The 20422-nt window shown below is 41.3% G+C and carries 16 protein-coding genes and 1 pseudogene; 10 read left to right on the forward strand and 7 right to left on the reverse strand.

The window, feature by feature from the left end:
- Positions 1-83: 83 nt before the first annotated feature.
- From DLM75_RS20210 to DLM75_RS20225, 3 genes are all read left to right on the forward strand, one after another.
- The gene (locus DLM75_RS20210; protein WP_158586497.1) at positions 84-734 is read left to right on the forward strand and encodes a TetR/AcrR family transcriptional regulator; all 651 of its coding nucleotides are present in this window, start codon (positions 84-86) and stop codon (positions 732-734) included.
- A 234-nt stretch (positions 735-968) separates the two neighbouring features.
- On the forward strand, positions 969-1820 hold the full coding sequence (locus tag DLM75_RS20215) for a metal-dependent hydrolase (RefSeq protein WP_118970302.1): 852 nt from the start codon (positions 969-971) through the stop codon (positions 1818-1820).
- Positions 1821-2433: 613 nt separating this feature from the next.
- Complete coding sequence (locus DLM75_RS20225; RefSeq protein ID WP_118970304.1) at positions 2434-3711, forward strand: response regulator; 1278 nt, start codon at positions 2434-2436, stop codon at positions 3709-3711.
- Positions 3712-3751: 40 nt separating this feature from the next.
- On the opposite strand, the gene DLM75_RS20230 is transcribed toward DLM75_RS20225, so the two are convergent.
- Complete coding sequence (locus DLM75_RS20230) at positions 3752-5239, reverse strand: leucyl aminopeptidase family protein (RefSeq protein ID WP_118970305.1); 1488 nt, start codon at positions 5237-5239, stop codon at positions 3752-3754.
- Positions 5236-5715, reverse strand: a complete 480-nt coding sequence (bcp, locus tag DLM75_RS20235) for a thioredoxin-dependent thiol peroxidase (RefSeq protein WP_118970306.1) — start codon at positions 5713-5715, stop codon at positions 5236-5238. Before bcp ends, DLM75_RS20230 begins: the two co-directional genes overlap by 4 nt.
- Before the next feature lie 1050 nt (positions 5716-6765).
- On the opposite strand from bcp, the gene DLM75_RS20250 reads away from it, so the two are divergent.
- The 3 genes from DLM75_RS20250 (at position 6766) to DLM75_RS20260 (ending at position 8287) form a co-directional block, all read left to right on the forward strand.
- The gene (locus DLM75_RS20250) at positions 6766-6957 is read left to right on the forward strand and encodes a type II toxin-antitoxin system VapB family antitoxin (RefSeq protein WP_118970336.1); all 192 of its coding nucleotides are present in this window, start codon (positions 6766-6768) and stop codon (positions 6955-6957) included.
- Positions 6954-7340 (forward strand): PIN domain-containing protein, encoded by a 387-nt coding sequence (locus tag DLM75_RS20255; protein WP_118970309.1) that lies wholly within the window; start codon positions 6954-6956, stop codon positions 7338-7340. The genes DLM75_RS20250 and DLM75_RS20255 overlap by 4 nt, the downstream gene beginning before the upstream one ends.
- Before the next feature lie 548 nt (positions 7341-7888).
- A complete protein-coding gene (locus tag DLM75_RS20260) occupies positions 7889-8287 on the forward strand; it encodes a hypothetical protein (RefSeq protein ID WP_118970310.1) in 399 nt (132 codons plus the stop codon).
- Positions 8288-8301: 14 nt separating this feature from the next.
- On the opposite strand, the gene DLM75_RS20265 is transcribed toward DLM75_RS20260, so the two are convergent.
- Complete coding sequence (locus tag DLM75_RS20265; RefSeq protein ID WP_118970311.1) at positions 8302-9162, reverse strand: LysR family transcriptional regulator; 861 nt, start codon at positions 9160-9162, stop codon at positions 8302-8304.
- A gap of 150 nt (positions 9163-9312) precedes the next feature.
- Here DLM75_RS20265 and DLM75_RS20270 point away from each other — a divergent pair, with 150 nt between their 5' ends.
- The 3 genes from DLM75_RS20270 (at position 9313) to DLM75_RS20280 (ending at position 12033) form a co-directional block, all read left to right on the forward strand.
- Positions 9313-9978 carry a cysteine hydrolase family protein gene (locus DLM75_RS20270; RefSeq protein ID WP_118970312.1) on the forward strand — a complete coding sequence of 222 codons (666 nt, stop codon included), beginning with the start codon at positions 9313-9315 and terminating at the stop codon, positions 9976-9978.
- Positions 9979-10567: 589 nt separating this feature from the next.
- Positions 10568-11221 (forward strand): response regulator, encoded by a 654-nt coding sequence (locus DLM75_RS20275; RefSeq protein ID WP_118970313.1) that lies wholly within the window; start codon positions 10568-10570, stop codon positions 11219-11221.
- A 173-nt stretch (positions 11222-11394) separates the two neighbouring features.
- Positions 11395-12033, forward strand: coding sequence for a hypothetical protein (locus DLM75_RS20280; RefSeq protein WP_118970314.1), 639 nt, complete (start codon positions 11395-11397; stop codon positions 12031-12033).
- A 59-nt stretch (positions 12034-12092) separates the two neighbouring features.
- Here the strand turns inward: DLM75_RS20280 and DLM75_RS20285 are convergent, their stop codons facing one another.
- Positions 12093-14432, reverse strand: coding sequence for a sensor histidine kinase (locus tag DLM75_RS20285; protein WP_118970315.1), 2340 nt, complete (start codon positions 14430-14432; stop codon positions 12093-12095).
- 400 nt (positions 14433-14832) lie between these two features.
- On the opposite strand from DLM75_RS20285, the pseudogene DLM75_RS20295 reads away from it, so the two are divergent.
- Positions 14833-15972: pseudogene (locus DLM75_RS20295) on the forward strand (glycosyl hydrolase family 18 protein); the annotation flags it as partial.
- 245 nt (positions 15973-16217) lie between these two features.
- Here DLM75_RS20295 and DLM75_RS20300 read toward each other — a convergent pair.
- The 3 genes from DLM75_RS20300 to DLM75_RS20310 form a co-directional block, all read right to left on the reverse strand.
- A complete protein-coding gene (locus DLM75_RS20300; RefSeq protein WP_118970337.1) occupies positions 16218-17387 on the reverse strand; it encodes an acyl-CoA dehydrogenase family protein in 1170 nt (389 codons plus the stop codon).
- A 506-nt stretch (positions 17388-17893) separates the two neighbouring features.
- On the reverse strand, positions 17894-18283 hold the full coding sequence (locus tag DLM75_RS20305) for a hypothetical protein (protein ID WP_118970318.1): 390 nt from the start codon (positions 18281-18283) through the stop codon (positions 17894-17896).
- A gap of 6 nt (positions 18284-18289) precedes the next feature.
- Entirely contained in the window at positions 18290-19696 is a 1407-nt protein-coding gene (locus tag DLM75_RS20310) for an APC family permease (protein ID WP_241547999.1), read from the reverse strand.
- Positions 19697-20422 lie beyond the last annotated feature (726 nt).

A 20422-nucleotide genomic window follows, 5' to 3' on the forward strand; every position in this document is an offset into this window, starting at 1 on the left:
AAAAGGGGATTGTTTTTGTGGAGCGCGTTTTGATAGATGGAAAAGAAGAATCGGAAATTCGAAATCGATTCGAAAGAAACAGAATGAAAACCCGGGCAGTAAAAGACGACGACAAGAAAGTTAAGAAGGAGCTTTTAATTCGGGCCGCGATCGCCTTATTTAACAAATCCTCTTTCGAAAAAATATCGATGGATCAGATTGCAAAAAAAGCGGGCGTTGCCAAAGGGACTCTCTATCTCTATTTTAGAACCAAAGAGGAACTCTTTTTGGAAATTCATAGAACGGACTACGAGGTTTGGTTTGATTCTTTTTTAAACTTTCTTCGCTCCAAAAAGTCCGGGATAAACGGGGCAGAACTTGCTTCTTGGATTACCGAATCCTTGCGGGAAAATCAGAGAGTGGTTCGTTTGATGGCGATCGGTTCCGCTCTTTTGGAAAAGAACGTTGCTTTTGAAAGCGCTCTTCAACTGAAAACTTCTGTTCGCAAACACGTTCTGGACATTGTTCCGGAGCTCTGTAGAGTTCTGAAGTGGAAGAAGACGGAGGAGGGTTTGAACTTTCTCACACATCTTCATGCACTGATCGTGGGACTCTGGCATCACGCGGAACCCGCTCCGATCGTTTCCAAGGTGCTTCAATCTTCACCCGATTTCGTCGTTTTCCAGATCGATTTTTTTCAAATCTTGGAGTCCGGGATCCGCGCGCTCGTTCTTGGATCGCAGAAAGATTCTTAGAAAGTGTGAGTTCCTACTTTTTTCCGTAGAATCCGACACTTCGGAAAATCAAAATTCTTCTCTCCATCTTTGAGACGGCCGGTCTTCCGTCCAAACTTCTCAAAAAAGGCTCACTTTTTCTCTACTGATTTCGAAATCAGTCGGAGTTTTTCAAAGATCGGCATGAGAATTGTCCTTTAATCCTCTATAGTTCTCATTTCAAGCAAAAGAAGTGTGCGTAAAGGAGCGAAAAATATGACCGAAGAAACAAAACGACAGAAGCGGAATTTAAAACCGATCGACGCAAATCAACCCACTGTTCGAAAGATGGATTTTGAAAAAATGGGAGATCTCCCGGAACACTATTTCGCGGGAAATTCTTTTATCACACATATCATCAATTCTTATCATATTCTTTTCCCTGAGGGAGAACGGTTTTTTATAAAAAGCGTCAAGGCGTTTTCGGATCAGGTGAAGGATCCGAAATTACAAACTTCCATCAAAGCTTTCATAGGACAGGAAGTTCAGCATGGTAAAGAACACGAAAAAGTTTTGGAGGTTCTCGCAAAACAAGGAAAGCCGGTGAGTCGTTTCGTTCGTTTTTTCGAATGGAGCGCGTTTCAAGTGATGCTTCCATTCTTTGAATTCTTCTTTGGAAAAAAATTGAAACTCTCCGTTACCGCCGGAATGGAACACTACACGGCTACGATGGGGGAAATCACACTGAGACATGGCTTTCACGAACACGCTTATGGAGAAATGAGAGATCTCCTTCTCTGGCACGCCTGCGAAGAAATAGAACACAAGTCGGTCGCATATGATGTTCTACAGACGGTTTCTAAAAGTTATTTCTTGAGAATTTTCGGATTCTTCCTCGCTTCCTGGATCTTTTGGGGATACGTCGTGTTTTTTCAACACTGGTTTATCATCACGGATCCCAACGTGGGTCTCAATAAATATTTTCAGGATCTCAAGGCTTCTCGACCTTTTGGGAGGATCCTTTTTACGGAAACGGCGAAGGCGTTCTTTCTCTATTTGAAACCGAGTTTTCATCCCGCGCAGACGGGAGGATACGAACTTGCAAACAGAGCTCTTGCAACAATATAATAAAAAAGGAATATATCTTTTTCTTGGATTTTTTTAAGTAAAAAATACAATCGGGAGAATGGATCAAGCGGAAGCGATTCTAATCCCGTTTGTTTCCACACCTCAAAAAACTTTTTTCTTAGAGTTTGAATTCAAATGACATTTCGACTTTATTCTTTTGTATCGTTTCCGATCCGTCCTGAAATGAAGGACCAATTTCTCTCCCTCTTTACCGAGATTTTATTTTGAGAATACCTAAAGGAAGAAAACATTTTCGCATCAGACCGAATCCAAGCCGTCCGAGTATGCTTCCCGGATACGAGGATTTCGTATTTCGTTTTCTCAATCAGGGAGAATCCGAATCTTTCCATTTTCGACCCGGAACGTTCCTGAGAGTTGAATTCCGTCCAAATCGATTCTCTATCCCTTAAGTCTCGTTTTTCTACGACGCGGGCCGTAAAGGAAATGGGGAAAAAATCGATTAAAATCGATGAACCGTTCTAAATAAAATAATATTTCTGCGTTTTCCGGCTCGCATCCTTAGGATTTGATTCGTCTTTATGAATAATCTGTGATAGAAACGTTCTACATTCTAAAAGTATAATAAAATTATATTGTCCGTAGGAGTCCAAAGTTGAAGAACGAAGCAACGATTGAAATTTTTCCAAGAGTAATGATTCTCGAAGACGACGATCTCCTTCGAAATACGATGATTCACATGTCCAAAAAGATCGGTGTGGAATATTGCGAGGCCAAAGACGGAAAACAAGCTCTCTCGAAGGTGGAAGAATTTAAACCGGATGTTTTTTTCGTGGATCTGGAAATGCCGGTAATGGACGGGAAAGAATTTATTTCAAAGATGAAGGAGAATTCTCCTGAATCTCTATTTGTCGTTATGACCGCGCACGCGGAACCGCATACGATCATCGAAACGATGAATCTCGGCGTTTTTGATTACATCCTAAAGCCGATCGACGCGACACATTACAAAGATCTACTAAAGCAGGTTTCGGAAGAACTCAAAAGAAGAAGGGTCATTCAACTTTTCGAAGAAGAATCGAACATTCGTTTAAAAGAGCAATTGGGTTGGGTTTCGTATAAGCGTTCAAGGGTCACCGATTTGGATTCCATGATCGAACTTTCGAGAACGACCCTCAATAACATCAAATACGCGCTCTTGAGCGGCGGTGGAATCGGGACTCTCATCAGTTTGGTAAAAATGATCAAGTCCTCTGCCAACAAAGTAGATTCGAATTACGTAATATCCTCCGATTTGGTCGATATGCTCTACGAGAGTAGCGATTACATCGAAAAAAACATCAATCGTCTCGAGGAAAGTTTAACCTTGTTACATAGGGAAGTAGCGCCTCATTTGAAAAGAGTGACGGTCTCCCATTTGATCGAAAAACTCACCGAACACTTTCAAACATTTTCATTGAATGAGAAGGAATATTTGGAAACGAAGGGACTTACCTTTCGAATGCCGAATGTAAATCACAATCATTATCAGGATTCCGTAATGATCGATCTTGATTCCTTTCTTATGATTTTTTACGAACTCTTAGTCAATGCGTTGAAGTATTCTGATAAAAACGGGGAAGTAGACGTTTATTTTTCTTCCAAGTCCGGTTTGTTCAATCTCTATGTAAAAAATAATTTCGATTCTAATTACCTTTCCGGAATTTCCGCCGAACAAGAGTCGCTCGTGAAACAACCTTTTTACCGTTTGGCGAAATTCTTAGATGAGAGCGTAAAGACGGAAGGAGTTTTTTCCGGATTGGGTCTTACTCTCGTTGATATCATCGCAAGAAAACACGGAGGTAGTTTCGGAATCAAAAACGTTACAGATCACACGATTTCCGATAAACCGGAAACCGTGGTTCTGGCGGCGATCACTTTGCCTGTTTGTTGAAGACCTTCGAGAATTCTTTCCAAGTCCCGAAGGTTTCTTCTTATTTTTTCTTTCCGATTTTTTCGGCCAGATCTACGAGCAAGCGGACGCCGTATCCGGTTGGTCCGTTTCCGATTTGAGTTCCGGATCCTTTCTTTCTCCATGCGGCGCCGGCGATGTCGATATGCGCCCATGCGATCCCGGATTCTACAAATTTCTCTAAGAATTTTGCCGCAGAAAGAGAACCGCCCGCTCTGCTCGCGATATTACGAACGTCCGCGATATCGCTCTTGAGTTCTTCCGCATATTCGTCCCAGAGAGGCATTTCCCAGATTCTTTCATCCGAAGTTTGAGAAGCATCTTTGAGAAGCGCCGTCAAGGTTTCCGAGTTGCTCATCACACCCGCGGCTTCATGGCCTAAAGAAATGATGATCGCGCCCGTAAGGGTCGCAAGATCCAACATAAAGTCGGGTTTGAATTTTTTTCCAACGTAAGAAAGAACGTCTCCTAAAACCAAACGACCTTCCGCGTCCGTATTTTGAACTTCCACAGTAATTCCGTTGTGGGCCGTGTAAACGTCACCCGGTTTGAGGGCGGATGCGTCCGGCATATTTTCCGCAACTCCGATCGCCGCGATAACAGGGACACCTAATCCGAGTTCTGCGATCGCGCCGATTGCGTGAATTGCCGCCGCGGCGCCGCACATATCATATTTCATTTCGTGCATGTCTTGCGCCGGTTTGATGCTGATTCCGCCGGAATCGAAAGTAAGACCTTTTCCAATGATCGCAAGTTTTTTCTTCGTGGTCGGTTTTGCGGGAGTATATTCCAAAATGATCATCTTCGCTTTTTTATCCGAGCCTTCGCAGACGGCGAGAATCCCACCCATCTTCTCTTTTTTGAGTTGAGGTTCGTCGAAGACGGTAATCTTCAATGTGTTGTCTTTTGCGATTTCCTTGGAGCGAGAGACGAATTCTTCCGGAGTAAAATGATTGGCGGGAAGATGAGCGATATAACGGGCACCGTTGATATAACGACTCACAATCTTCCCTCGTTTCAGCCCTTTTTCTGCGTCCTTCGCCTTCGCGGCGTCTTGAAGAATGAAAGAAACCGATCCCGTCTTTTTGGAATTCTCGCGGAATTCTTTCGAAAGTACATTGATTGCGAATGCACCTTGTTCTAATGAGTTAACGATTTGATAGACGAGGATATCCGCGGGAAGCGCGGTTGTAAGAATTTTCGGAAGATGAATCTCCAGTCCAACTCCGTCCCATTTCCGGAGCTTTTCTCCGAAGGAGAAGAAGAGTTGTGCGACACTTCTCGTTTTTACTTTGGAGGATTCGCCTAATCCAAGATAGAGGATCTTCTCGGCTTCATCGGAAAAGGTTTGGCCGTAATCTCCCGTGAAAATACCGGAAGATGTCTGAAGGGCGAATTTTGTTTTGAGATTCTCCGGAAAATGATCTTTGAAGAGAACCTGTAATTTATAGAAAGACTTCGAAGTATTTTTGCCGATCGAGATTTGGATCTTATTCTTATCCAGTTTCATTTTTTCTCCAGAGCTTTGATATCGGAGAGGATTTCATCCACGTGTCCTTTGACGCTGACCTTCGGATAAACTTTTAAAATTTTTCCGTCTGCGCCGATGAGGAAGGTGGAACGAACGATTCCCATCGATTCCCTTCCCATAAATTTTTTAAGATGCCAGACGTCAAAGGCTTCGCAGATCTTTCCATCCTCGTCTGAGATCAGCGTGAAGTTTAGCTCCTGCTTTTCAATGAATTTCTGATGAGATTTTACGGTATCTTTGGAAACTCCGACTACGTTGAAGCCTGTCTTTTTGATTCTCGCAAAATTGTCTCGAAAATCGCACGCTTCGGTCGTACAACCCGGGGTTTGATCCTTGGGATAAAAATAGAGGACCGTTCCTTTCGGGCCCGCCAAATCGGAGAGTTTTACTTTTTCGCCTTTTTCGTTGAGCCCTGTAAAACCGGGGGCCTTGGAACCAACTTTGAGTTCAGTCATGGAATACCTCTTTGAATGAGATTAAAGAATTCTTTCTCTTTTAGATGTCAGTCTTTTTTGGGAGTTCTAAAAAAAGAATGAATTTCTGAAACAAAAAAGTGGACGGAACTTCGACCCTTGGGCGGAAATTTGAGTTCTTTCGGAAGGTTCCAAAGACGAAAGAAAGAATTGAAAGGTCTTTGCTAAAACGGAAGAACGCTGGATCGAAGTTTTTTGCTTCCGAAAACCCTTCCTTTATCTTCTAAGGAATTGAGGAAAAAAGAAGAATGAATCCGCCAAGATGGAATCGATTCCGATCCATCTGAAAAAAGAGAATTTGAAAAGAATAATCCTAAAGGAAAGACGAGTTTTCCCCATTCGGAAAGAATCAGCCGTACCCACACAAATTCATTTCACCTCCATCCGAGACCGGATTGGAGAAGTCATACAATGAACTTCAGGAAAATCTTGGAAAAGAATTTTCTTGGAAAGATTACCAGAAGTAGATTCTCGAAAAAACTGTAGTGGATGGAATTTTATAATTCGTTGGCTGTTCGGAAAATTCTTAGATCCTTTTCCCAAACAAGAGAAATGAATTCCGTCTTTACGATTCTTTACTGACAAGAGCAGTCAAGAGGTTCGGTTTCTTTTTGGGAATTTCGAAACGCTTGCCGGAGAATTCAGAGAGGTTTTTATACGAAGCTCGCCTAAACGCAGATGCGAGCTTGGCTGTTCACGATGAAGTGCAATTATACGAAGTTCGCCTAAACGCAGATGCGAGCTTGACTGTTCACGATGAGGTGCAATGATACGAAGTTCGCCTAAACGCGGACACGAGCTTGCTCCTCACAATGACCTGCAATTATACGAAGTGTGCCTAAACATGGACGCGAGCATGACCTTACTATGATCGGCATGTATGCTTCAATGGCAAAAATTCAGATTTCGATAATCACAAAGTATTTCCGAAAGGGGAAAGTGGGATCATTGATTTTACTTTTCATAAGAGTAATTTTGCTCAATTAAAAGAAGAATTGACAATGCATATAAATCTAATACTTTATGCATATAATGAGAACAACAGTTGACATTCCCGAAGAATTGTTTATAGAGGCGATGAGATTGACTCATCTGAAGACGAAGACGGATGTAATTAAAGAAGGACTTACTTCCTTAATCAGAAGAGAAAAATTGAAAGATCTGAAAAGGTACAAAGGATCGGTTAATATCGGAATTAATTTAGATGATTTGCGGAAAAGATGAGTCGCATAATATTAGATTCTTCGGTTTGGATCGAGTATCTAGGGAACAGTAATTCTTCAATTGCCGCGAAGGTTGACGAATTAATTGATGCCGAGAATGTTTATACCAACGATTTAATTTTATCGGAATTAGTTCCCTTTCTTAAGATACGAAAGCAATCAAAGATCATTTCTTCCTTGGAAGCCATAGAAAGATTTTCATTGAAAATCGACTGGAATCAAATCATTGAGTATCAAGTATCGAATCTAAAAAATGGGATAAATAAAGTTGGCATTCCAGACTTAATCATTGCTCAGAATGTGGTTCAGAATAAAGCGATACTTTTTACTCTGGATAAACATTTTAAACTAATGAGCAAGAACATAAAGCTGAAAATCTATTGATTTAACGACTACGCATAACATCGACTTGTACTTCCTTTCCCGGCTTACTGTCCGCGTTCTTACTTCAGCCTTCGACACTTTGCCTAGCGGCTACGTTTTGCGATCGGAAGCAAAGGCGTTGCAGAGCAATCACCATTCACATTTTGCGCTACCGCGATCGGAAACATAATGGCGAGAAATCTTTTTCGTTATGCGAAGTTCGCCTAAACGCGGACGCAAGTTTGACTTTTCAAAATGACATGCAATTATACGAAGTTCGCCTAAGCACGAATGCGAGCCGGACTTTTCATGGTGAAGTGCAATTCTACGAAGTTCGCCTAAACACGGACACGAGCTTGCTCTTCACAATGACATGCAATTCTACGAAGTGCGCCTAAACACAAAGAATAGTCATCACCGTTCCCGTCTTGGCCGAAGGTTTCCTTAAGGGGTCAAACAAAAGAAAAATCAGCGTTTTTCATTGAGAAGGGCATGCATCCGCGTTGGGCCGGGAAAGAAAATTTACGTTTTTCACTTGCGAAAAATAAAAAAAGCCCGATTCTTAGAATATGGATTCGAGAGAAAGGGCAGAGACGATTCGAGAAGGAAACCGTGCCTTCAATGAAGGTGATATTCGGAAGGCCAGAGATCTTTTTGTCAAAGCCGAATACAAAGACGGTCTCATTCGTCTCGGTGATCATTTTATGTATGAGAAAAAGATGCCTCTTCTCGCGTATGGATATTATAAAAAAGCCGGCTATCAAAAACGGATCGATGAAATTTTCCAAAGAATGATGTGGGCATTAAGCCAATGGATCGGGGCAGATAAATTCAAAACAACCCCGAACGACCCGCTTCAAAGCGAGAAATCGTCTTCAAGTTTTCCGGACGCATCCGAATTTCAGATTCACCCGATTCTACGTCAGACTGCCCTTGATATTCTGAAAAAAAAAGGGATTTCCGTTTAATAAAGCAAACCTTTCTATTTTTCAAACATTCTCACGAATTCGTTTAACGAATTTCCCGATTTTAATTCACGATTCCTAATAAAGATGGTTCTAATTTTACGAAGCTTCGAAGAGAGGGGAAGTATTGTAACGAATTTCTTCTGCCTTCTTTCATTGAGATAAGATTCCGGTAAAAGAGAAATTCCCATTCCGGAAATTACACAAGAAAGAATCGCGTCTAAGGAATCGAACTCGATTCTTTTTCCCGGCGGAAGGGATTGTTCTTGGATCCACTGATCCAATCGATTTCGAAACGTACATCCCGACTTAAAAGTTAGGATCGAAAGTTGTCTCCAAGAGGAAACAATTTCATTTCGTTTCATCGTATTCGGTGCTACGATTACAAGATTCTCTTGAAAGGCGGGCGTTTCTAAGAATTGCGAATGGGGGAAACCTTCGTAGACGAAGGCTCCGTCCAATTGATTTTCTAAGACCGCTCTCACCAAGTCTTCCGTATTACCTTGTCTCAAAGAAAGTCGAACGTTAGGGAATTTTAAATGGTATTTGGAAAGAATCGAAGGAAGTCTTACCGAAGCCGTCGTTTGTCCCGAGCCTATCTCCAAGGGCCCTTCCGGAGTTCCGGACTCGGAAAGTGCTCTTTCTGCTTCTTCCGTAAGAGCCAGAATTCTTTCACTATAGTCATAAAGAATTTTTCCCTTCGCAGTTAAAGATGCGCCGTTTTTCGATCTCAGAAATAAACTCGTCTTGAGTTCTTTTTCCAAAACTTGAATCCGCGCGGTGACGTTTGATTGCACGAAGTGGAGTTTTTCGGCCGCTCGCGTAAAACTGCCTTCTCTTACCACTTCTCTAAAGATTCTTAACGAAGGAATATCCATTTTAAATTCTCCAAAGTCGAAAATACAAATCGAAATCCATCACTTAAAGTGATTTGATAGATTAGAAAATATCATTATTATAAATACTAATATTTGATGTAGAATTTAGGCGGGAGCGCAGGTTTGTCCAAGAATTTTTAAGAGGAATTTATGAAAAAATATGTAAAAACGCAAATCGCCTTTTTTCTTCTTCTCGTCTGGAATTGTTCTCCGCAGACGAACCTAAGAGTGAGCGCACCACCTGCATCGGTTACAACCGCTCTATTGATTTTGGATGTTCAGATGGATTTCTTTCCGGGCGGAAAATTTGAGTTGGATGGGGCGAGCAAAGCCGCTTCCAAAGGGGAAAACGTCCTCCATTACTTTCGGGAAAAAAAACTTCCGGTCTTTCATATTCAGCACGTATCGACAAGAAAAGGGGCGACTTTCTTTTTTCCCGGTACTCCCGGAGTAGAATTTCATTCCAGTCATACTCCGATCGCAGGAGAAAGCGTGATCGTAAAACATACGGTAAATCCGTTTCTGAATACGAATCTTTTGAAAGAATTACAGGAGAAAAATGTGAGACGTCTGGTGATCTTCGGAATGATGACTCACATGGTCGTAGATTCAACGGTCCGGGCCGCCTTCGACCTCGGATACAAGGATATCGTGGTCATTTCGGATGCGTCCGCAACCCGGGCCTTAAAATTTGAATCAAATTCTATCCCTGCCGAACAAATACACGGAGCTTTTTTATCAGCACTAGGTTATATCTTTGCAAAGATTTCGACAGCCTCTGAATTCTTAAAAGAGGAAGCGGATCGGAACCAGTAGAAATAGTTTTATTCTAAATCCTACTAGCAATGTTTTCAATAGTCGGTTTATTATTTTAAACCGACTGTGACGTATTGTATTTTTATAATGAATTTTCCCTTGAATCAAATTGGAATCATTATTTTAGAATCTACTTTCTTGATTGATCAATTCGAATTCCGTATTTTCTTTCGAACTCTGTCGTTTTATATCACTGCTTCTCCTCTTTGTGATTGGGCTCCAAATCTAGAAATAGCATATCAGGTTCACGGCGATAGACTCTGATTCTCTCGCCATCAGTGCATTTCCAAAGATCGAAATCCTATTCTCAGAAGGTTCCGGTTACGGGTATCCGTTCGGGAAGCCGATCGCTGATAAACCGTTGTAGACTCTACAAACGCATAGGCTGAAAAACAAAATCCCGCAAAGGATTGGAACAGGGGATCACCGCATAATTAAAAAAGTAATGCATTTTTAGATTCTTTCAATCGGATAATCGTCAACTTCTCAAGGCGAGGAGTCGGTCATTCTACTAACTTTGGAATAACCTAACAAAGATTTTGTTAGAAATTATTTTACAGAGAAACGAGTCCATGTTTTTTTTGGTAGAATGGTTCAAACCAGGAAATATTCCGTTTTTCTCATCGACGATCATCCAGTTGTCCGCTCTGGATTACAGGCTGTGATTGAAGCCGACCCGGATTTCATATTTGCCGGTTCTGCAAGTTCGCTGAGGGAAGGAATTCGTAAAATGGGTTTTTCCAGGACCGACCTTTTGATAAGCGACGTAGCATTGCAGGACGAGAACGGAATTCAAGAAATGGAAGCGATCCGATCGAAATTTCCCGAGCTTAAAATCGTCTTTTTGACGATGCACAGAGATTGGTCCTATCTTCAAAAGGCGTTCGCATTAGGAGCGGACGGTTATCTTCTAAAGAGCGAATCGACTCATTCCATCATCGACGCATTAAAAACCGTTTTGACGGGAGGAAAAGTTTTTCCTGAGGCGGTCAAAAATTTCAGACCGGAGACTGAAATTCAGGAAGAACACAGTAATATTGTTAAACGACTTACGAAACGGGAGCGCGAAATTCTCAATCTTTTAGCGGACGGAAAGATGAATCGAGAAATCGCCGACGAATTGGAGTTAAGCGTTCGAACGGTTGAGACTCATAGGGCATCTATTTTTAAAAAATTGGACACGGAGAATATCATAGAACTTGGAAAAATTTTGATCCAACTTAAGTCCTCCGGTTTGATTTAATTCATTTCATTACTTGAATTTTTTTACCAAAAAAAATTTTCCCATTTTCCCTAAGAACTACGGATAGATTCTTTTTTTCTAAGTAGTTCCCGAAGTTTCATCAATGTCTTCTCTGTGATAATCTGCTCTCAGGAATCCTGATTCGATTCTCAAACATATTCGGAGTCACAAAGATGAATAAAATTATAGTAAGCATGAGCTTGGCGTTGTTTCTATTTGTTACAGGCGCTTGCAAGAAAGATAAATCGGATGATACCGGTCTTTTAACGGGATTGATTGTACTCGCCGGTGGAAATTGTTTCAGTCTTCCTCAACAAGTAATCGTAAAAGACGGAAACGGTGCACAAACGACAACATACAATTGCACGGTAGCCGGTAAGGTTTATACCTGCTCCCCTGTCGGCGGCGGTAACTCTGTCATAAGGACCTATTCTTCTTCGAGCGCAGGTAAACTTGGAGTAGTGGATCCTCCACCGTTATCAAATTTGCATGCGCAAAAAGGATTAACAAGTCGCGTAGAAGGCGGAACAACCAATACGTTTACATATAACTCTTCCAATCAACTTACTGCAGTCGCTTCACCTGCGATAGTAACTTATTCCAACTATGACGCAAATGGATTTCCAAAATCGAATTCCTCCGGGCAAAACTTGGTCTATACCTACGCGGCCGGTGCTACCATTCCAACCACATCGGCGGATGGAGCGTTTACTTATACATATGATTCTAAAGGTTGGGGAACAAAGGTAGATTTTGGTTTTGGAAATCCCACTACCGCGGAAAACATCGGCTCGGTTTCCATTTGCGAGTAGTTTAATAGTATTGCATATAGAATTCGTTTATACTTATTGATAAGCGAATGAGTTATTTGTTAACAAGGCAGTAAGATCGTAATTCGACTGCCTTGTCCGGGAGAGGAATCTAAGAGAACCTCACCGCCGTGTGCGACGGCGATTTTTCTAACAATGGACAATCCGAGTCCGGTTCCCTGAGGTTTTTTTGTTTGTATTAAAAATCCGTAAAATGCTTTTTTAAGATCATCGCTCAATCCCGGCCCGTCGTCTTTAAAAACGATATAAAGTGTTTCCGATTCTTTTTCGATCCTTACCGAAAAGTTTCCGTTCTTTCCCAATGCATCTGCCGCGTTTTTTGCGATATTGAGGACCAATCTACGGATGCGTAGGGGATCCAATTTTACGCTCCCATCGGCGAAAATTTCAAAAGTTAGACGAATGCCTGTGCCTTCAAAAAAAAGGTCGAGATCTTCCCTCACGCCTTTGAAGTATTCGCCTATGTCTACGGATTTTAAATCCAGAATGATTCTTTTTTTAGAAAACTCTAATATGTCTAGGGAAAGATTGGCGAGGGCTTCCGTTTCTTTATTGGCTTGACTGATGCTTATATCGGAAACCTCTTTTTCACTCTGATTCATATTTCTAAGAATTTTTTGGATGAGCATGACGTGGTGTCCGATGTCATGCGCGATTTCTGCGGAGAGTTCTCCGATTACCGCGAGTTTATCTCGGTCTTCTCTCAATAAATTCTGAATGGAAAGAGCCAGTGCGTATGCGATTCCTTGCACCCAGTCCATTTCGGAATCCAGGTTAAGAAACCCTTGAATTGGAAGATCTAAAACCACAAAATTCGTCTGATTACTCTGTACCGGAAGAAGAAGACGGTCGTTTAATATTGAAGGAGTTGATAGGGAAGATAAATTTACATCGATTGTATCGTGTGAAAGAAAACCTGATACTTCAGTTACACGAAGATCATTTTCCGTATCGATTGAATACTGTTTCCAATTCGATGAATTTTGTTCCGGAAGATAGATAAAGAGTTCCTGATTCTTTCGTATGTTCTTGGAAAGAATTTCAAGCGCGGTCTGCGTCGCTGAGGCGAACGAAGAGGAAGACATGATATCCCTTGTGGAAGAAACGAGGGTTTTCATCTGGTGGGAAAGATTTTCAGATTTGTTAAGCGAAGTGGAGAATCGTCTGGAAATCAAAATGGAATGCGAAGCGATCAGAAAAATTTGACCGTAAGGAATAAGATAAACGGAGTTGTTTACGCTATCCGTAAGAATGATGTCGTTTATCGTACAAAACATGACACCGATATATCCAATAAATAGAATCCAGACACCTTCATAGTTTTTCGTGATTCCATAAATGAGAAGAATCGCCCAGCACGGAATTACCGTTAAAAAGCAATACACTTGAGTAGGAAATAGTGTAAGTGTATACCATTGATTTGGGAGAATCAGAACAGATAGCGATGACACATAAATAGGAAAAGTGAGATAAGAACCGTATTTTTCCCAAAAAAGGTTGGGTGAGAAGCGATAAAGGAACGCGTAAAGTACCGGCGCGGATAAATAAACGGAAATATATTCAAGTCGGTTTAATATTTCCCAGGAAAGATTCGGAAACAGCTGATGACCGAATCTTTCTCCCGTCGTCAGTGCGCGAATAAAGATCAGCGCACAATGAATTGAGAATAAGAGAGGGGTTGGATCCTTTCTTCGAAAGAGAAAAAACAAAAGATTATACACTGCCATAATTGCGGCGGAGATACATACCGTCAGGCTGACGCCATTCTTGCGTTGGTTTTCCTTTAGGATATCCTCAAGTTTACCGATTCGAATTGGATACCAATAACCTCCCCAACGGTTTTGAAAATTGGAAACGTGAAGAGTTAGATCCAGAATGTTCGAATTCGGAAGGGAGGCGATCTGAGGATTGTATTTTGCCGAGGAAGTCTCCTTAGTAAGTCCGAATGTGCCTGCACTCGCAATGAGTTGCCCGTTCGCATAAAGGTTGTAAGCTGTTCCTTCATCCGGTATGGAAAGTGCTACATTCTCGATTTCCGGAGGTAGTAATACTCTAAGTTCGTAAGTAGCAAATCCATGGCTTTCTATTTTCTCGCCAAAAAAATCGAGTCCATTCCAGACAGAAGGAGAACTCTTTAGAATAAATCGATTTTTGTTATGCGACTCGGATTGATTTCTATTTTGCGAAATCACTTGCTTCCAATAGAATTTCCATTCACCCGAAAGGTCCGTTATCCTGTGAGAGTTCCAATCCAGTTTTGTAAGATTCAGAACTCCGTTCTCCGCTTTCGGCGCGTTATCATTGGATAAACCCAGGTAAGAGCAATGAGAGAGGTGGAAAAGAAAAAGAATCAAAAAAATAATGCGAAGAGACTGTGACATCGGATTTCATCACAAAGAAAGCCGAATTTGTAGAAGCGGTCAATAGGAAAAGGGACGTCTGCACTTTAAAAAAGAATCAAAATTCTAAATGAAAAAAAGAAAGTGAAGTGCCGATTGATAGGAAATAAAATATCGAAATAGAAGCATGGTTTCTGGCGAAGTCCGTGAGGATCATTAGAAGGAAAAATTCTTTTCACTTTCCTATTCGAAAGACTTTGTATTTGATGGCGAAAAACACCGAATGAAATCATTAAAACTAAGTCCTTTAAAAATAATTCTTCTGATTCTATCTTTAATCTCCTTGGTCGCAATTTTTGTGTTATACGAGCGACACGGTGACCTTTTCGGTCATCCAAGTTTTCGTTCTATTCTTCAAGGAGAATCGGAGGAAGAAGACGAAAAGTCGAAAGAATTTTTAGCATCTACGTGGTCTTCCGATATCGTCGCGATGACGGAGAATGTAAAACTCTATGACGAAATTCATCCTTTCCTTTATACTTTGGAAGGAGGAAGGAGTAATACGGGAAATATAAAATCGGTATGGAATCCGAAAGCGCAAGAGTTTTACATTTGGGCTCTAAAGAAAATTTCGCCGAAGACAAAAATCATACCTACGATTTTTCGATGGGAAAATGATTTTGAAAAAATTTCCGATGCAATCGGCTTAAACGGAAATACGAAGATTCGCGACTATCATATCGAACAAATTCTGAAGGAAATCGATAAATACGACTACGATGGAATCGACATCGATTACGAAGGGATGACATGTGAAAAAAAAGAAAGCTTTGAAGCATTCTTAACATTACTTTCGGGAGCATTAAAGAAAAAGAATAAACTATTGTCGGTTGCAATTCATCCAAAAACTTTAGCGGAAGAAACAACGAAGTACGATTGTAAAGGTCTTAAAAACCCGATCTCCGTCGATTTTTACGAAGCTTATCGCGGGCAATTGACGCACGATTACGAGTTTCTTGGAAAAGTCGCAGATAAAGTGAAGATTATGGCTTATGAACTTCATCCGAGAAAGAACGCCTTCCCCGGTCCCGGACCACAGGCGCCATCCTGGTGGATTGAAAAAATATTAGAATATTCTACTAAAAGAATACCTAAAGAAAAACTTTACATGGCGATACCGACATACGGATACGACTGGCCTTTGAATTGTGATATCCCCTCCAAGGCTGTTTTTTATTCGAGAGCGCAGTTTATTAAGAAGAACTGGCATCCTCGAGAAGAAGAGCCGACCGACGTTCTAAAAATTTATAAGGAGTTGAGGAAGTCGGGTGATTGGATGTATTTAAGGCCTTATCTCTATAGACACGAAGGGCACGTTTATGACGACCCGTCTCTTTGGTACACGTTAGGCGGTTGTGATAGGGTCGCTTTTTATATGAATCGAAGATCTTTTGAAACAAAGATGAATCTCCTCAGAAAGTTTAAGATTCGCGGATTTTCATTTTGGCAACTGATCCAAGACAATGATCCGGAAATTCATTCTTATCTGAAAGAAATGATCAAAGCCTCAGAGAAGAATTAGAAGTTTAGATTTTTCATCCTTTCCGAACTCCACCGGCGTCGTCCGAATTTCGACAAATTTTCTGTAAAATTTCAAAAAGCCCCCACCCTCATCGGGTGGAGGAGGCGGGCTTCGTGGGACTTTTGTGAATTTCTCTCTAACACGAATAATCTCGTTTTTCAAGCGGAATTTACGGTGTTTTTTGTAGGAACTCCTATAAAAACGAAAACGGCAAAACGCTGACAGCGGTAAAGTTTAACAGTATATTATGATTTCATAATACTTCCTGCGATGATAAGTTTCTGGATCTCGCTCGTTCCTCCGCCGATTTCACCGAGGCGGACGTCACGATAGAGTCTAGAAACCTTGTATTCCTCCATGAAGCCGGCTCCTCCGTGGATTTGAACCGCAAGATTTGTGACTTCTCTTGCGGAAGTCGTAGCGAATAATTTGCAGGATGCGCATTTTCCAGAGAGATGCATATTCCCTTTTCCTAATTTATCCGCTTCTTCCATTTCCCAAGCCACGTTGTATGTAAACCAACGAGACGCTTCCAGTTTTGTGTAAATTTCCGCTAAAAGATTTCCGACTGATTGATGTTGTGCGATCGGTTTTCCGAAACTCCTTCTTGTGGAAGAAAATGATTTCGATTCTTCTAGACAAGATTCCATCAGTCCGATCGACCAGGCGGCGAGAGAAAGTCGTTCCATGTTGAATGTCTGCATCGTCTGACGAAACCCTTTTCCGAGAGTTCCCAGAATGTCTTCGGTGGAGACTTCTACGTCTTCGAAAAAGAGAGCTCCCGTTTGAGACGCTTTGAGCCCGAGTTTCTCCATCGGAGCCGATCTCTGAACTCCTTTCGAATTCAGATCCACAAAAAAATGAGTCAGACCTTTTTCTTTTCCATTGAGATCTTGTACTCGAGAAAGGACGAGGCAATAATCGGCGATTGGAGAGTTTGTGATATATGTCTTCTGACCGGAAATTTGATAGACTCCTTTGGAAATTTCTTTCGCAACCGTTTTAATCGCAGAAACATCGGAGCCTGAATCGGGTTCGGTGATCCCTAAGGATCCGATCTTTGTTCCTTGATTGATTTCAGGTAGATACTTTTTCTTCTGTTCTTCTTTTCCAAAATGATGAATGGGTAAACCAAAGAGTCCCCCGGACGCGCCTACTGAAAAAAAAGTGGAACCGCAAGCCTTACCTAATGCTTGCATGGAAAGCAAAGAGCGAAACGTTCCGGCGTTTTGACCTCCGTATTCTTCTTCGTGAGGTAATCCTATATAACCGATCTGAGCGAGTTTATGAAAGTGTGATCTTGGGATTTCTTTTTTTCTGTCCGCTTCCTCGGCATAAGGTTCGATTTCTTTTTTGCAGAAATCGGAGAATAAATTAATGAACATTTGTTCATCTTCTGAAAATGTAAAGTTCATGAAGCCTCCACAAAGCTGATGCGAATATTCTCTTCTTTCTTTTTTTGGCAATGGATTTTAAACGGCTCGCTAAAGAAAATTGAGCATTCCTGCTGAGGTCTTTGCCAATTTTTTTTAGAAAGGGAATGGATACTTCTAATTTGTTTCTTGGATCTCTATTTTATTTTGAATTCCTTTGAAGATGATTTTTATCCGCGAATATTTTTGCGCGTAATCGAATTCTGAGTTTTGAAGCAAAGAGAAATCCTCTGAATTCGTAATCCCGAGTAATTACATTCAAGAAATTAAAATTTAATTATTCTGAATGTGGTTTTAGAATGTTGAACTGTTTGTGAATCGGTATTAGGCTTTTTGTTTCTTTTGAGAAAAGAATAGTATAAAAATGGAATGTGTTTTTGTGATCCTGAGATTTTGGAGTGTAGATGAAAAGGGGATGTTTCCGGATTCACGAAAGAAGAATGGTAGCGGAAATATTCCGTAAAGGAACCGAGAAAAACGCGAGGAGGTTATTTTCGATTTCGGATTTTTCTTCCGTAAAGCCAACCGGCTAAGAGAAGGGGAAAACCGATCCAGGATGCAAGTGTGGATAACGTATCGGAATGGTTTGCGCTGATGCCCGGCACCTGGAACGCTAATCCAGCAAGCAATAAGATGACGTGAAGTTCTGCATATTTTGAATTTTGGACGAAAGTGTAATTTCCCAAGCCCGAACCAGTGAGAAACGCAAGTACCCCAAAGGTGATTCCTATTCTTCCGAAAAGAAGAGAAAGTTCTTCGGAGTTCTGAAAAGTCCAGAAGGGAAGGGGGACAAAAATTCTTAAGGACAAAAGTAGAATCGAAAGGATTCCTAAATACGAATGAAGCTTGAGTCTCTGCTTAACTTTGAGAGAAAACAAGGGGCCTTAGGATTCTCCACTCGCAATAGGAACGGGTTCGTTTTCCGGAAGTAGACTTGTCGCCATGATTTCCGGAGAATCTGCGTCCAGAGGTATCGCGATTGGATGAGAAGAATTTTTTGTCATCTTAAAATAATAATACATCGGGACGGAAAGGAGTGTGAAAGTGATTCCCCAGAACGCTTCCGTAGGTTTGTTCCAGACCAGAGTAGCGATGATAACAATATTCGAAAAGATATAGAGATACGTTGTATAAGGATATCCTGGAATTCTAAACTTTAACTTGTAATGTCTTTTTTCAAAAAGGATCGGAGTGTAAGCGGTGATTGTCGCAAGGAGAAGTGTGGAACAAGTGATGAGGTAGAGGAGACTTTCGATCTCCTTTACAAAACAAAACAAGCACGCATAGACGCACTGAAAGGCGAGGGAAGTGTAAGGACTTTTGTGTTTCGAATGAAGCTTTGCCATGCTCGGAAAGAAAAATCCGTCTCTTGCCATAGCAAAGTAGATTCTTGAACCTCCGATGATGTAAGCGGAAATGGATCCTAAAAATGCCCAGCAGATAAATGCCGTGATGAAGATCGTCGCTTTGGGTCCGAAAAGTGCGGAAGATGCGGTGATTCCTATCTTATCTCCTGAAAGTTCCGAGATGGATCCGGAGCTCAAGAAAAGAAAATTCATAAGAATATAGAGAACGGTGACTAACGCACAAGAATAGAGAACCGCTTTATAGATATTTCGATCCGGGTCTTTTACTTCTTCGGCGACGTAAGTGATCATATTCCATCCGAGATAAGAATATGTGACAGGAATCACTCCGGCAAGAAGCAGTTCCATTCCACTTAAACTGGAAGGAAGAAAATCGAAGGATTGGAATCGGGAAGTATCATAGTTCCCGATCGTAAATCCGAGGATGACGAACGAAACGAGTCCTAAAATTTTCACCCCTGTGAAAAGATTTTGAATTCTGGATGCCGTCGAAATTCCAAAAAAATTAATAATCGTAAAAAGGAGAATCGCTCCCATTGCCAGCATTTGCGCCGTTCCGATTGAAATCGTAAGCCCGAGAAAAGGGAATTCGAAAAAGTAGATGTCCCAAGTTGGATTGATAAGCGAAAAGAATGATTTAGAAAATGCTAATGCGGAAAGGGAAATGGATGCTGAAAAGTTGATCGAAAGAGAAAGCCATCCACTTGCAAATGCGACTATCGGAGAATATGCCTCTTTGAGATAAACATAATCTCCTCCCGCGTAGGGAAAGAGTGAAGCCGATTTTGCGTAGGACATCGCTCCCGCCACTGCGAGAAAACCTCCTAAAATCCACGCGAGGAGGACGAGATTTGGATTCGGGACCGTATGAAGAATATATCCTGTCGTAATAAAAATTCCCGGTCCAACCATGGAGCTGAACATAAGGGAAATAGAATCGAATAGATTGAGGGATCTCTTGAGTTGCATCGATTCTGACAGAATGGAGGTCTCGTTTTCGCAAACAAGGATTTTTCCTTTTGGAGTTTTTTGATTCTCCAGTGAAAGAATGGAAGAGTGCGGAGTTCCGTCCAAGATACGTATCGATTGAGTTTTCGTTTTTGTAAGAATTCTTTGTGGAACAGATCTTTTTTAGAGTTCGGAGCCCTTTCGTAAAGCCGCAGCTGGTCTTCCGTCCAAATGTTCTTTGCGAAAAGGTTCTATCATTTCCAAGAAAAAAAATACCGATTAGAATCGCCTTCCTTTCGGTTCCATGTGCATTCTTTGGTATACACGGCCGGTCTTCCGTCCACTCCCTCCATTAGAAAATTATGTCTTAAAGACTCAAAAGACCTCATTCCTCAAAAAGCAGACCTCTGCTAAGAAAAAGAGCGAATAAAAAAAATGAAAGAATCCGCTAATCTTGAACCTACCATTTCCTTAAGTGGACAATCTCGAATCCAGGAGACATAATCTGCATATAATAACTCCGTAGAAGAAACTGGGAAACCGGAAGAATTTTTATAAATTCTATTTGACTAGGCAGAAGGGATTTATACTTTGGTCCATACGGCTGTTTCAGAAATGAGACAGCACCAAGCGCTCAACTGACTTGCTTCTTTTTTTCGTTTGCGAGTAATTGCAGACCAGATAAGAGAATCGGGAGTGGGA

This window comes from Leptospira stimsonii (genome assembly GCF_003545885.1).
In the GTDB taxonomy this organism is placed as follows: Bacteria; Spirochaetota; Leptospiria; order Leptospirales; family Leptospiraceae; genus Leptospira; species Leptospira stimsonii.